Raw genomic sequence first — 12,810 nt, forward strand, 5'->3', positions numbered from 1 at the left:
ATAAGCATGCTTATGAAGTAGGCTTATGGAAAGCGCGGCCCACAGGTCACGCAGACTTTCACTAGTCACTCACACACAGCAAGGAGTATTCACATGGGTATCATTGCTTTCCTTATTCTGGGACTCATTGCAGGCGCCATTGCGAAGGCCCTGCTTCCGGGACGCCAGGGCGGCGGATGGATCATCACCATGGTCCTCGGTGTCGTTGGCGCTCTGCTGGGCGGCTTCATCGGCAACGCCATCTTCGGTATTGGTCTTGAGGAATTCTTCTCGATCCAGACCTGGATCGTAGCCATCCTCGGCTCCGTGATCGTCCTGCTGGTTTACGGCATGATCACCAAGCGCGGCGCCCGCGCCTAGTAAGTGCGCATGCGGGCGGAGCCCGCAGCCAGAGAACGGGCCCACGGAAGCTATTCCGTGGGTCCGTTCCGGTTAAAGGGCGGTCGCGTAGGCTGGATGAGCGGACCGCCCGGAGTATCCGTCCGGCACTATCAAAGGAGCATTCATGGGCTTCAAGACCAACAGCGCCCTCCGGCTTGCCGGCGGCGCCGTATTTGACCGTGACGGGCGCCCCAAGACCCATATTGCCCGCGGCATCGAGCGCGCCGTGGAAGTCCAGCGCCCCTTGGTACTGGCGAATATCCGGCGGCTGCAGCGCAGGCACCCGGATGCCTCCGCAGCGGAACTGGTGAAGATCCTGGAACACCATTACCTTGCCGCAGTTGCCGGCGGGGGAGCGGCGGTCGGTGCCACCGCAATCGTCCCAGCCGTGGGAACGGCAGCGGCCCTCGGACTCTCCGTCGCCGCCACCGTAGGTTTCCTCGAAGCGACGGCTCTCTATGCCCAGTCCGTCGCCGAACTGCACGGCGTGCGGCTGCAGGATCCCGACCGTTCCCGTACCGTCGTCATGGCGATCATGCTGGGCGAAGAGGGCACAGCCATGATGCAGCAGCTCAGCAAGGGCCAGCCCTGGGGCAGCGCCCTGGGCGGAGCGTCGTCGGGGGTGCTCGGCAGCATCGGCTCCACGATCCGCAAACAGTTCCTGAAGAAGATGCTGGCCAAGCAGGGATCGGTGATCGTAGGGCGGGCACTGCCACTCGGGGTGGGCGCGGTAATCGGCGGTGCCGGCAACTACACAATGGGCCGGTCCGTGATCAAGGCCGCCCACCGCGCATTTGGGGAGGCGCCGCAGACCATCCCCGGTGAGCTTGCCGCCGAAATCGAAGACCTTCCCGAAGGACGCGGCGACTGAGCCGGCCCCGCTGAACGGCCGTTAGCCGAAGATGGCGTGCGCCACCGAGAAGATGGCCAGGCCGGCCAGCGAGCCGACCACGGTGCCGTTGATCCGGATGAACTGCAGGTCCTTGCCGACCTGCAGTTCAATCTTTTCCGAGGTCTCTTCGGCATCCCACCGCTCCACCGTTTCGGTGATGACCCCGGCAATGTCCTTCCGGTAGGTCCGCACCAGGTAGCCGGCGGCGTCGCCCACGTAGGCGTTGACCTTTGCTGCGAGCTCCGGTTCGGACACCAGGCGGGTGCCGAAGTCCTGGACCGCGGACTTGAAGTTGGCGCTGAGCTCGCTGTCCGGGTCATCCACCGCGTTTGCCAGGGCGCCCTTGATGGTGGCCCAGGTCTGTGCCATGAGTTCCTTCACCCGCGGATCGTCCAGGACCTGTTCCTTGATGCGCTCTGCCTTGGCCATTGCGCCGGGGTCGTGCTGCAGGTCGGAAGCGAGCCCGCGGAGATATTCATCCAGCGAGCGGCGCACCTGGTGGTTTGGATCATCCTGCACTGCGTCCAGGAACCGGCCCAGCTCAACCTGTACCCGGTCGCCCACCAGGTCATCGAGGAAACTTGGAACCCACGACGGCGACCGCTCGGCCACCAGCCGTGCCACCACCTCGGGATTCTGGTGCACCCAGTCATTGAGGCTGTCCACCAGCAGGTCGACGAGCTGGTGGTGATGGCCCTCTTCGAAGACGCGCTCAGCCATCCGTCCCACGGGAGGTCCCCAGGGCACGTCCACTACGTGCTTCCGGAACAGTGATTCAAGGACGTCGCGCACTGCTTCGTCGTCCAGGACGCGCAGGATTCCGCGGATCGCCGCGGCCCCTTCGGCGGCGACCCGTTCGGCGCCCTCGGGGCGGGACAGCCAGGCACCGGCGCGCTGGGCAATCCCGATTGAATCAAGTTTCGCCTTGACCACCTCGTCCGAGAGGAAGTTGTCCTCCACGAAATCGCCGAGGGTGGCGCCGATCTGGTCCTTGTTGCGGGGAATGATCGCGGTGTGCGGGATCTTCAGGCCCAGCGGATGCTTGAACAGGGCAGTCACGGCAAACCAGTCGGCCAGGGCGCCCACCATGCCGCCCTCCGCGGCGGCCCGGACGTACTGGAGCCAGGGATAGCGGTCCTGGAGGGCGAACGCGAAAACAAAGATGACGGCAAGCAGCACCAGCAGCCCCGTGGCCACCAGCTTCATGCGGCGCAGTGCCGCGGCCTTGACGGCGTCCTTCTCCAGCAGCGGTGTGCTCACCGGCGCTCCTCCAGTCCCAGCTCGGTTGCGGTACCGGTCTCCCGGTGCGCGGCAAGCCCGCGTGTGCACCGCACTGCCATCTAATCAGCAGCGCGGCTCCGGCGCCACGCTGCGCCGAAGCCGTGCCTGCCCGGGGGATCAAGCCTGCTCGCGTACCGTGGAAGTCCGTACCCGAGCGAAAGGCCCTACGTGCAGCCCCAGATCTATGCCCACCGCGGAGCCAGCGGCCAGTACGCAGAGCACACGAGGGCGGCGTATCTCCAGGCGCTCAGGGAGGGTGCCGACGGCGTGGAATGCGATGTCCACCTCAGCTCCGACCTGCAGCCGGTCCTGCTGCATGACTCCGTGCTGGACCGGACCTCGAACGGTACGGGGCCGGTGTCCGGCCGGACGCTCGCGCAGCTGCGCGCATTGGACTTCATCAGCTGGAAGGGTGCCGAGATTCCGGCGGACCTGGGCAGCGCCGGGGAGCAGTTCCTCACCCTCGCCGAACTGCTGGATCTGCTCCTGGCGGCCGGACGCGGCGTCGGCCTGGCCGTGGAGTTCAAGCAGCCCGGCCCGTTTGGCCTGCTGCTTGAGGACACGGTGCTGGAGCTTCTGGCCTCGCGGGGCTGGGACGCCGGCACTTCCCGGCTCGCCAATATCCGGGTGAGTTTCATGAGCTTCAGCCCGGAGTCCGTCGCCCACCTGCGCCGCAGCGTGGATGCCCGTTACGTGTGCCAGCTGGTGTCCGACGTCGATGCGGAAGCGATTGCCGAAGCGTCAGCCGTGCTTCCGCCGGGAACTGATGCCCGGACCGTGCTGGAGGCCGGCCTGGCGGAGGCCGGTGCCCTGCTGGCGGACGGAACGGCAGGCATAGCGGGCCCGGGGGTCGAATTCCTTTACGCACATCCGCAACTGGTCTCGGACTGGGTGCAGGCAGGGCGGACTGTACGGGCCTGGACGGTGGACGAACCCCGGGACGCGGAGTATGCCTACGCCCTGGGCGTCCGGGAATTCACCACCAACTATCCGGCCCGGATACGCCGCGTCCTTGACGGCCTCACCGGCACGGGAACAGCAGCTGTGCCGCAGCCGTAGGCTCTGGGCAGGGCCTGTGGTTGAGTGGTGCAATGGCCACTCCAATCGAGGACTACGCCCTGATCTCCGACCTCCACACCGGCGCCCTGGTGTCCCGGTCCGGAAGCGTGGACTGGCTGTGCCTTCCCCGGTTCGACTCGCCGTCGGTCTTCGGCGCCCTGCTGGGCACGGAAGAGCACGGCCGCTGGCTGCTGGCCCCGGACCAGCCCGGAGCCAGGGTGCTGCGCCGGAACTACCTTGAGTCAACCTTCATCCTGCAGACCCGCTGGCGCACTGACAGCGGTGAAGTGCTGGTTACCGACTTCATGCCGGTCAAGGACCGGAGAGCCTCCGTGGTCCGCCGGGTCGAAGGCCTGAGCGGCACCGTGCTGATGCGCCAGGAACTTGAAGTCAGATTCAACTACGGCACCACGGTGCCCTGGATGCGGCGTGAGGCACACAACGGAAAAGAACGGCTGCTGTGCATTGCCGGTCCCAGTGCCATGGTGCTGACCGGCGGAAACATCCCGCACGGCAGCGACCACCGGCATACCGGCCAGTTCCCGGTCCGCGCGGGCGAAACCGTGGATTTGGAGCTGACCTGGTACCCCTCCCACCGTGAGACGCCCGAAGAGGTGGACATCGACGAAGGACTGGCCCGCACCGTTGCGTACTGGCAGGACTGGGCCGGGCTCTGCGTGGACCGGAAGCGCTACCGGCAGCCGGTGCGGCGCTCGCTGCTGGTCCTGCGGGCGCTGACGCATGAAGATACCGGCGGGATTGTCGCCGCGCCCACCATGTCCCTGCCGGAGGAGTTTGGCGGCTCCCGGAACTGGGATTACCGGTACTGCTGGCTGAGGGACGCTGCGCTGACCCTTGAGGCGATGATGACCCACGGGTACGACGACGAAGCTGCGCACTGGCGGAACTGGCTGCTGCGGGCGGTGGCCGGCGACCCGGACGATCTGCAGATCATGTATGCCGTGGACGGGGGACGGGAACTGCCAGAGAGGATCCTTCCCCAGTTCCCCGGCTACGCGGGTTCGCTGCCGGTCCGGCTGGGCAACGGTGCCGTTGATCAGTACCAGGCCGACGTCGTCGGCACGGTGATGGTGGCCCTGTCCCGGATGCGGGACAGGGGAGTGGATGAGGACAGCTTCTCCTGGCCGCTGCAGCGTGCCCTGCTGGGATTCCTGGAACGCCACCTGGAGGATCCGGACCACGGGATCTGGGAGGTCCGCGGCGACCCGCAGTTCTTCACCCATTCCCGGGTCATGATGTGGGCGGCGTTCGACCGCGCGGCCAGGGCTGCCAGGCAGGACGGCATGGACGGTCCGGTGGAGCTGTGGGAAGCACTCCGCGACGGACTGCGCACCGAAATCCTGGACCGCGGCTTTGACGCCGGACGAAACACCTTCGTGCAGTGCTACGGAACAGTCGAGGCGGATGCGTCACTGCTCCAGCTGCCGCAGGTTGGGTTCCTGGACTATGACGATCCCCGGATGCTGGGGACCGTCGCATTCCTGGAGCGGGAGCTGCTCAATGGTCAGGGCCTGCTGCTCCGCTACCGCAGCGGGACGGGCGTAGACGGCCTGACGCCGGGAGAAAATCCCTTCCTGGCCTGCAGTTTCTGGCTCGCGGAGCAGTATGCCCGCACCGGGCGGCTCGCCGAGGCGATCCGGCTGATGGACCAGCTGGTGGGGTACGCCAACGAGGTTGGGCTGCTGAGTGAGGAATATGACACAGTGGACGGGCGCATGGCAGGCAACTATCCGCAGGCCTTCTCCCATCTGGCCCTGGTCCGTGCGGCGGATGCAATCCATTCCGCCGAAGCCGAACAGCGCCTGCGCAGCACCCAGCCGGCAGAACCAATGGAAAGCAGCCCATGAACAAACAGAACGTCTCGGCCGCCGCCATGGCTGCCCTGCTCAGCGTCAGCGCCGTGAACCACTTCCGCAATCCGGGCTTCTACGCAGGAGTAGTTCCCCGCAGTCTCTGCCGGGACAAGGGCGGCCGCTTCGGTGTGCTGACGCGCAGCCAGTGGATCAGCGCCAGCGGCGTGATCGAAGCCGCCGCTGCGGGTGCACTGCTGATTCCAGCGACCCGGCGTGCAGCGGCGACCGGAACAGCACTGATGTATGCGGCATTCATTGCCGGGCACGTCAGTGCGCTTGAACGGGCCTTTGGGGAGCGCGGATCGGACCGTGAACGGGTGATCCACAGCCTGCGGCTGCCTCTGCAGCTTCCCCTGATCCGCTGGGCGTGGAGCCTGCGGAAGGCATAGAAAAGCTGTGCCCGCCCGGAAATCCGGACGGGCACAGCCTTTCGCCGGCTCTGGCCCTGCCTAGTTCAGGCCGGGCTGGAAGACCACCTTGATGCAGCCGTCTTCCTTCTTCTGGAACTTCTCGTAAAGCTCCGGCGCTGCCTCCAGGCCGGCCCGGTGGGTCACCAGATCGTTGACGCCCAGCGGATCCGCTGAGTCCTCGACCAGCGGGAGCAGGTCATCAATCCAGCGCTTGACGTTGGCCTGGCCCATGCGGAAATTCAGCTGCTTGTCGAACATGGTCATCAGCGGCATGGGGCTGGCGGTGCCGCCGTAGACACCGCTCAGCGAAATGGTGCCGCCGCGGCGCACTGCGTCAATCGCACTGTGCAGGACGGACAGGCGGTCTGTTCCGGCCGTCTCCATTGCCTTCTGTGCCAGGGCATCGGGGAGCAGTCCAACTGCTGCCTGGGCGAAGGCCCCGGCGTGGGAGCCGTGCGCTTCCATGCCCACGGCGTCCACCACCGAGTCCGGTCCGCGGCCGGACGTCATTTCCCGCAGCTCGTCGCCGAGGTCCTTGGAGAAGTCCACCACCTCGGCGCCATGGCGGGCCGCCATCTCGCGGCGCTCCGCTTCCGGCTCGATGCCGATGACCCGGTACCCCAGGTGGGTGCCGATCCGCGCGGCGAACTGGCCCACGGGGCCAAGGCCGTAGACGGCGAGTGTGCCGCCGTCGGGCACGTTGGCGTACTGCACGCCCTGCCAGGCGGTGGGGAGGATATCGGAAAGGAACAGGTACTTGTCATCAGGGCCTTCGGAGCTGACCTTGATGGGGCCGTAATCGGCGTGCGGCACGCGCAGGAACTCGGCCTGTCCGCCCGGGACCGAGCCGTAGAGCTCCGAGTAACCGAACAAGGCGGCTCCGGATCCCTTTTCCCTGACCTGGGTGACCTCGCACTGGGTCTGCAGGCCCTGGCGGCACATAAAGCACTGGCCGCAGGCGATCTGGAAGGGGATGACCACACGGTCGCCGCGCTTGAGGTTGGTGACCGCGCTGCCCACCTCTTCCACGATGCCCATCGGCTCGTGGCCCACGATGTCCCCGGCGTTCATGTACGGGCCCAGGACCTCGTAAAGATGCAGGTCCGAGCCGCACAGTGCGGTGGAGGTGATCCGGATGACCGCGTCCGTCGGCTCCTGGATGATTGGATCAGGGACCTCTTCGACGCTGACCTTCCGCTTGCCCTGCCACGTCACTGCCTTCATGCTGACCTCCTGCTGGTTGCTGCGGGATAAGTTGCTCCCATCCTGCCAAATTTATAAGCCTGCTGACAATTGCGCGGCGTGGCGGTCCCGGCAGCCGGTGCGCACGGAGACGGCGGGCCGATGGGGTCAGGCCGGGGCGGGAGATGGCAGGAAAGGGCAGGAGACGGCAGGAAACGGCGAAGCTGGGCTACCCGGGCCGCCGGAAGACGGTGGTGCTGCGCTGGAGGAACGCCAGCTCGAAGGCCAAATTGTTATCCAGGGGGTCCGCGTGCTGCGGAACAGGAGGCAGGCAGGCCGGGAGCCGCTCCGGGATCTGCACTGAGACAGTCGTGAGGCCGCCCGCGATGGGCTGGGGAGGCACTTCCTCGGCGCGCGCCAGGAGTTCGTCTATGGCGCGGGCGTCCAGGTGGGCTGCCCTGGACAGGTTAACGATCACGTGGGCTCCCAGCAGGGCAGTGTGCCGGAGGATGCCCACCAGGTCCCCGGAGTTTTCCGGCACCAGGCATCCGCGCACTTCGATGCAGGCGGATGAGGTCTTCGTGTCGATTCGTACCAGTACCCGCAGGGTGTGCTCCATGCCAGCTCCACGCACAAGAGAAATCCGCGGCCTCTGCTTGACCTGACCTGCAATATAGCAACGCCCGGCACGCGGTGTCGCCTTGGCCGGGCGCCTCCGCCGGGATTATCCAAGTACCGGCCAGTAGGGTTGCGGCAGGCAGGGGACCGTGGTTGCTACTCGCGTCCGGCGGCGAGGACTGTATCCACCGTCGCTTCGGCGATTGCTTCCTCTTCGTCGGTGGGGACCACGAGCACTTCGATCGCTGAATCCGGAGCGCTGATCCGGCGGACGTCCTTTGAGCGGACCGCGTTGGCCTCTGGATCCAGCCGCACGTTGAGCGCGCCGAGCATTTCCGCGACCTGTGCCCGGAACTCGCTCGCGTTTTCACCAATCCCGGCGGTAAATACGATCGCCTTCGCGCCGCCCACCGCTACGTGGTAGGCGCCGATGTACTTGGCGAGCCGGTAGGCGGCTATCTCCAGGGCCTGCCGTGCCTGCTCGTCCCCGGCGTCTGCATCCTCCTCGACTTCCCTCATGTCTGCCGCACCGCCCAGCGCGAGCAGCCCGGATTCCCGGTTCAGCAGATTGTCGATGTCGTCCGGACCGTAGCCCTCGCGGCCCAGGAACACCAGGATCGACGGATCGATGTCTCCGGAGCGGGTTCCCATGACGAGTCCGGCCATGGGGGTGAAGCCCATCGACGTATCGATGCTACGGCCGTCCTTCAGTGCCGTCACGGAGGCGCCGTTGCCCAGGTGGGCGATCACGGCGTCGAACTCCTCCACCGGCACGCCCAGGAAGTCCGCAGCCAGCCCGCTCACGTAATCACAGCTGGTGCCGTGGAAACCGTAGCGGCGGATGCCGTACCGGCGGTACAGGGACTGCGGAATGGCGTAGCGCCACGCACGCGGCGGCAGGGTCCGGTGGAATGCCGTGTCAAAGACCGCCACCTGGGGAATATCCGGATACAGGTCCGCCACCGCGCGGATACCCATGGCGCTGGCCGGATTGTGCAGCGGCGCAAGCGGGCTGAGCCGCTCGATCGCGCGGGTGATCTCGTTGTCCACCAGCACCGGCTGGCTGAAGCGCTCGCCGCCGTGGACTACGCGGTGCCCGACGGCGTCGATGGACTTTCCGTCCAGCGCTTTGGTGACTTCCTGCCGCAGCTGGACCAGGGCCTGGTGGTGGTCCGGGACGTCCGGGCCGCCAATCCGGTCGATCAGGCCCTTGGCCAGGACCTCATGAGTGTCGGTGTCCCGCACCTGGTACTTCAGGGAGGAAGAACCGGAATTGACCACGAGTACCAGCATTAGTCCTCCTGCGCCTGGACGGCGGTGATGGCCACGGTGTTGACGATGTCGTCGACGGTGCAGCCGCGGGATAGGTCGTTGACCGGCTTGCGCAGGCCCTGCAGGATCGGGCCAACAGCCACGGCGCCTGCGGACTGCTGGACGGCCTTGTAGGTGTTGTTGCCGGTGTTCAGGTCCGGGAAGATAAACACGGTGGCCTGTCCCGCCACTGAAGAGCCGGGTGCCTTGGAGGCTGCCACGGAAGCGTCGACGGCGGCGTCGTACTGGATCGGTCCTTCGACCGGAAGGTCCGGGCGGGCCCTGCGGACAAGTTCGGTTGCTTCCCGGACCTTTTCCACGGCGTCGCCCTTCCCGGAGGCGCCTGTGGAGTAGGAGAGCATGGCGACGCGGGGTGTGATGCCGAACTGCTCGGCTGTTGCGGCCGAAGCCAGGGCGATGTCCGCCAGCTGCCCTGCATCCGGGTCCGGGTTCACGGCGCAGTCGCCGTAAACCAGCACGCGGTCCTGGAGCAGCATGAGGAAGACCGAGGAAACGATCGCCACGTTGTCCCGGGTCCGGATGAACTCCAGAGCCGGGCGGATGGTGTTCGCGGTGGTGTGGGCCGCACCGGAGACCATTCCGTCCACCCGGCCCAGCTTCACCATCATGGTTCCGAAATATGCCCCCTGGAGCATACGCTCGTTCGCCTCATCCAGGGTGACCCCCTTCTTGGCGCGCAGCTGCTGGTATTCCCGGGCGAAGTCGTCCCGCATGCCGCTCGTCGCCGGGTTGATCACGGTGATGCCGCTGAGGTCAATGCCCTCGCTGGCCGCCAGTTCACGGACCTGGTCCGCGGGCCCCAGCAGCGTCAGGGCGCAGACGTCCCGGCGCCGGAGGATCTCTGCCGCGCGCAGGATCCGCACGTCCAGGCCCTCGGGCAGGACAATATGCCGGCGGTTCGTCCGGGCCCGGACGATCAGTTCGTTCAGGAAGCGCAGCGGCGTCGTCTTTTCCGGCCGGGGCAGCTCAAGGCGCTCCAGCAGTTCGTTCTCATCCACGTAGCGGGACCAGACGCCAAGTGCTGCAGCGACCTTCCGCGGCTGGCCGGTGGCGATCTCACCCCGGACATTGCTCACGTCCCGCGCCGCCGCATAGGTGTCCGAATCCACGGCGAACACGGGGAACGGCGCCTGGGCCAGGAGGGCCAGGATTCCCGCTTCCAGGGGCAGGCCGCCGGTGAGGATCATGCCGCTGGGCACCGGGAACTCGGAGGAGAAGGAGGACGCCAGGGCAGCCACCATCACGTCTGCCCGGTCGCCGGGAGCAATCACCAGTGAACCGTCTGCCAGCTGGCCAATGAAGTTGCCGACCGTCATCGCCGCCACTTTCACCCCGGTGACGTCCCGCTCCAGGGACCGGCTGCCGGCGATCTGCCGGGCGGCAAGCGACTTCGCGACCTCGGAGATGGACGGCTGCGAGATTTCATTCAGTTCCGGCAGCACGTAGACCGGGCGGTGCGAGGCGTCGGGCCGGACGTGGGCACGCAGCTCGTCCACCGCCGGTTCCTCCGCACGGTTCACCATCACGGCCAGCAGGTCGCACTTAGCCGCCGCCAGTTCACGGCGGGAAACGTCCACCGCGTCGGCCACTTCTTCAACACCCATGTCCAGGGCGTTCACCACGGCAACAACCATGGCCCCCAGGTTGTTCGCAAGCCGCGCGTTGAGATCGAACTCCAAGGCGACGTCGTGCCCGGAAAGGTCCGTTCCCTCGACGATCACTACGTCGCAGTTCGCTGCGATTTCGCTGTAGACGGCCAGGCAGCGGGCATCCACTTCACCGCGTTCACCGGCCACCAGCAGGGCGCGCAGCTCCGGCCTGGTCAGTCCGCCGCGGCAGTTGGAAGTGCTGAGGTCGAAGCGGCGCTGCATCAGGCGCACCATCGGATCGTTGTCGCGGTCGCCGCCTTCCACGATCGGACGGAAGAATCCGATCCGGTCCGCGTGCCGCTGGAGCATATCCGCTATGCCGAGGCTGATGAGGGACTTGCCGGATCCCGGAGTCATGGCACTTACATAGATTCCGCGGGCCATGGGATGTCCGTTCTCTAGGAAGGCGCCCGCACCGCACACACGGGCCTAATCCATACTTGCAAAGCCAACTGCACTTAGCCAGCAGCCTGTGTTTACACTTGTACCGCCGGCCTTCTAATGACCGGTCCTGGCACGCCCCCCACAGCAAGGACCTAAGCAGTGAGCCTGTTCCGTACCAAGCCAATTGAGCAATCACTGGCAGATGCCGACGAGGAGGGGCGGCGGCTCAAGCGGTCCCTTACTACGTGGGACCTCATGATCATGGGTGTAGCCGTAGCCGTGGGCGCCGGCATTTTCTCCGTCGGGGCCAAGGCCGCAGCCGAATTCTCCGGACCGGCCGTCACGCTCTCCTTCATCCTTGCCGCGGTCACCTGTGCCCTGGCCATCATGTGCTACGCCGAATTTGCGACGGCGATCCCGGTGGCAGGCTCTGCCTACGTCTTTACGTACGCCACCATGGGTGAGCTGATCGCCTGGATCATCGGCTGGAACCTGATCCTGGAGCTCTTCACGGCAGCGGCCGTCATCGCCAAGTACTGGGGGATCTACCTCAGTGAGGTCTTCGGGCTGATCGGCTGGGACATTCCGCCCACCATTTCGCTCGGTCCGGTGGACATGACCTGGGGCCCGTTCCTGATCGTGGCCCTCTTCACCGTGCTGCTGGTGATGGGCACCAAGCTCTCCGCCCGCGTAGGCAACGTCTTCACCCTGATCAAGATCGGCGTCGTGCTGTTCGTGATCGTGGTCGGGTTCTTCTACATCGACTTCGAGAACTACACCCCCTTCATCCCGGACCCGGTTTCGACCGCATCCGCCGGCAGCGAAGGCGTGATGGCGCAGTCCCTGTTCTCCTTCATGACCGGAGCCGCACCGGCCCAGTACGGCGTGCTCGGCGTATTCGCCGGCGCGGCAGTCGTGTTCTTCGCCTTCATCGGGTTCGACGTCGTGGCCACCTCCGCCGAAGAGGTCAAGAACCCCGGGCGCACCCTGCCCCGCGGTATCTTCGCCGGACTGACCGTGGTGACCGCCCTGTACATCGGCGTCTCCCTGGCACTGACCGGCATGGTCTCCTACACGGAGCTGGCCTCCGTTGAATCGCCGAACCTGGCCACCGCCTTCAGCCTGGTGGGGAACACCGGCGCCGCGCAGGTGATCGCCCTCGGCTCGCTGATCGGCCTGACCACCGTGATCATGGTGCTGCTGATGGGCCTGGCCCGCGTGGTGCTGGCCATGTCCCGCGACGGCCTGCTGCCCCGTGCCCTGTCCCGGACCAGTTCCAAGCACGCCACCCCGGCCCGCCTGCAGATCCTCTGCGGTGTCCTGGTGGCACTGGTGGCCGGGTTCACGCAGGTGGACCTGCTCGAGGAAATGATCAACATCGGCACCCTGTCCGCGTTCGTCGTCGTCAGCGCCGGCGTGCTCGTGCTGCGCCGCAAGCGCCCGGACCTCAAGCCGGCTTTCCGGGTGCCGTTCGGCCCGGTGCTGCCGGTGCTGTCCGCCCTGCTGTGCCTGTACCTGATGACCAACCTGTCCGTTGAAACGTGGATCTACTTCATGTTCTGGCTGGCATTCGGCTTCGTGCTGTACTTCATCTACGGGCGCCGCCGCTCCCGCCTGAATCCGAAGAACGCCGCTGCGGTGCCTGCCGGCGGAGCTTCCGCGGTGACGCCGGAGGCGCAGCCCGAACCGTAGTTCTGTTGCGCCGCGCGACTGTACGGTTCAGGTTCGCCGCCTCCGGTGGCAGACTG

Annotated in this window: 11 protein-coding genes; 6 read left to right on the forward strand and 5 right to left on the reverse strand. The window is 66.4% G+C overall.

Annotation, left to right across the window (positions count from 1 at the left end; all coding sequences use genetic code 11):
• Positions 1–93: 93 nt before the first annotated feature.
• On the forward strand, positions 94–360 hold the full coding sequence (locus NGB94_RS01540) for a GlsB/YeaQ/YmgE family stress response membrane protein (RefSeq protein WP_325788564.1): 267 nt from the start codon (positions 94–96) through the stop codon (positions 358–360).
• 145 nt (positions 361–505) lie between these two features.
• A complete protein-coding gene (locus NGB94_RS01545; RefSeq protein ID WP_325788565.1) occupies positions 506–1,252 on the forward strand; it encodes a hypothetical protein in 747 nt (248 codons plus the stop codon).
• Positions 1,253–1,273: 21 nt separating this feature from the next.
• On the opposite strand, the gene NGB94_RS01550 is transcribed toward NGB94_RS01545, so the two are convergent.
• The gene (locus tag NGB94_RS01550; RefSeq protein ID WP_325788675.1) at positions 1,274–2,479 is read right to left on the reverse strand and encodes a DUF445 domain-containing protein; all 1,206 of its coding nucleotides are present in this window, start codon (positions 2,477–2,479) and stop codon (positions 1,274–1,276) included.
• Positions 2,480–2,722: 243 nt separating this feature from the next.
• On the opposite strand from NGB94_RS01550, the gene NGB94_RS01555 reads away from it, so the two are divergent.
• From NGB94_RS01555 to NGB94_RS01565, 3 genes are read left to right on the forward strand one after another with little or no spacing between them, the layout of a single operon-like run.
• Positions 2,723–3,613, forward strand: a complete 891-nt coding sequence (locus NGB94_RS01555) for a glycerophosphodiester phosphodiesterase (RefSeq protein ID WP_325788567.1) — start codon at positions 2,723–2,725, stop codon at positions 3,611–3,613.
• A gap of 14 nt (positions 3,614–3,627) precedes the next feature.
• A complete protein-coding gene (locus NGB94_RS01560; protein WP_325788676.1) occupies positions 3,628–5,481 on the forward strand; it encodes a glycoside hydrolase family 15 protein in 1,854 nt (617 codons plus the stop codon).
• Positions 5,478–5,876 carry a hypothetical protein gene (locus tag NGB94_RS01565; RefSeq protein WP_325788568.1) on the forward strand — a complete coding sequence of 133 codons (399 nt, stop codon included), beginning with the start codon at positions 5,478–5,480 and terminating at the stop codon, positions 5,874–5,876. The genes NGB94_RS01560 and NGB94_RS01565 overlap by 4 nt, the downstream gene beginning before the upstream one ends.
• A 60-nt stretch (positions 5,877–5,936) precedes the next feature.
• Here the strand turns inward: NGB94_RS01565 and NGB94_RS01570 are convergent, their stop codons facing one another.
• From NGB94_RS01570 to pta, 4 genes are all read right to left on the reverse strand, one after another.
• Positions 5,937–7,121: a zinc-dependent alcohol dehydrogenase gene (locus NGB94_RS01570; protein WP_325788569.1), complete on the reverse strand. Its 1,185-nt coding sequence runs from the start codon at positions 7,119–7,121 to the stop codon at positions 5,937–5,939.
• Between the two features lie 187 nt (positions 7,122–7,308).
• The gene (locus NGB94_RS01575) at positions 7,309–7,698 is read right to left on the reverse strand and encodes a hypothetical protein (protein WP_325788570.1); all 390 of its coding nucleotides are present in this window, start codon (positions 7,696–7,698) and stop codon (positions 7,309–7,311) included.
• A gap of 155 nt (positions 7,699–7,853) precedes the next feature.
• Positions 7,854–8,990: an acetate kinase gene (locus NGB94_RS01580; RefSeq protein WP_325788572.1), complete on the reverse strand. Its 1,137-nt coding sequence runs from the start codon at positions 8,988–8,990 to the stop codon at positions 7,854–7,856.
• Entirely contained in the window at positions 8,990–11,062 is a 2,073-nt protein-coding gene (gene pta, locus NGB94_RS01585; RefSeq protein WP_325788574.1) for a phosphate acetyltransferase, read from the reverse strand. Before pta ends, NGB94_RS01580 begins: the two co-directional genes overlap by 1 nt.
• A gap of 159 nt (positions 11,063–11,221) precedes the next feature.
• Between pta and NGB94_RS01590 the strand changes: the two genes are divergently transcribed.
• Positions 11,222–12,754, forward strand: a complete 1,533-nt coding sequence (locus NGB94_RS01590; protein WP_325788576.1) for an amino acid permease — start codon at positions 11,222–11,224, stop codon at positions 12,752–12,754.
• Positions 12,755–12,810 lie beyond the last annotated feature (56 nt).

It is taken from the genome of Arthrobacter koreensis (assembly GCF_035792275.1).
GTDB classification, from domain to species: Bacteria; Actinomycetota; Actinomycetes; order Actinomycetales; family Micrococcaceae; genus Arthrobacter_B; species Arthrobacter_B koreensis_A.

Coding starts and splice junctions, on each gene's coding strand:
- NGB94_RS01540 (WP_325788564.1), top strand. CDS start 94: ATGGGTATCATTGCTTTCCTTATTCTGGGACTCATTGCAGGCGCCATT.
- NGB94_RS01545 (WP_325788565.1), top strand. CDS start 506: ATGGGCTTCAAGACCAACAGCGCCCTCCGGCTTGCCGGCGGCGCCGTA.
- NGB94_RS01550 (WP_325788675.1), bottom strand. CDS start 2,479: ATGAAGCTGGTGGCCACGGGGCTGCTGGTGCTGCTTGCCGTCATCTTT.
- NGB94_RS01565 (WP_325788568.1), top strand. CDS start 5,478: ATGAACAAACAGAACGTCTCGGCCGCCGCCATGGCTGCCCTGCTCAGC.
- NGB94_RS01570 (WP_325788569.1), bottom strand. CDS start 7,121: ATGAAGGCAGTGACGTGGCAGGGCAAGCGGAAGGTCAGCGTCGAAGAG.
- NGB94_RS01575 (WP_325788570.1), bottom strand. CDS start 7,698: ATGGAGCACACCCTGCGGGTACTGGTACGAATCGACACGAAGACCTCA.
- NGB94_RS01580 (WP_325788572.1), bottom strand. CDS start 8,990: ATGCTGGTACTCGTGGTCAATTCCGGTTCTTCCTCCCTGAAGTACCAG.
- pta (WP_325788574.1), bottom strand. CDS start 11,062: ATGGCCCGCGGAATCTATGTAAGTGCCATGACTCCGGGATCCGGCAAG.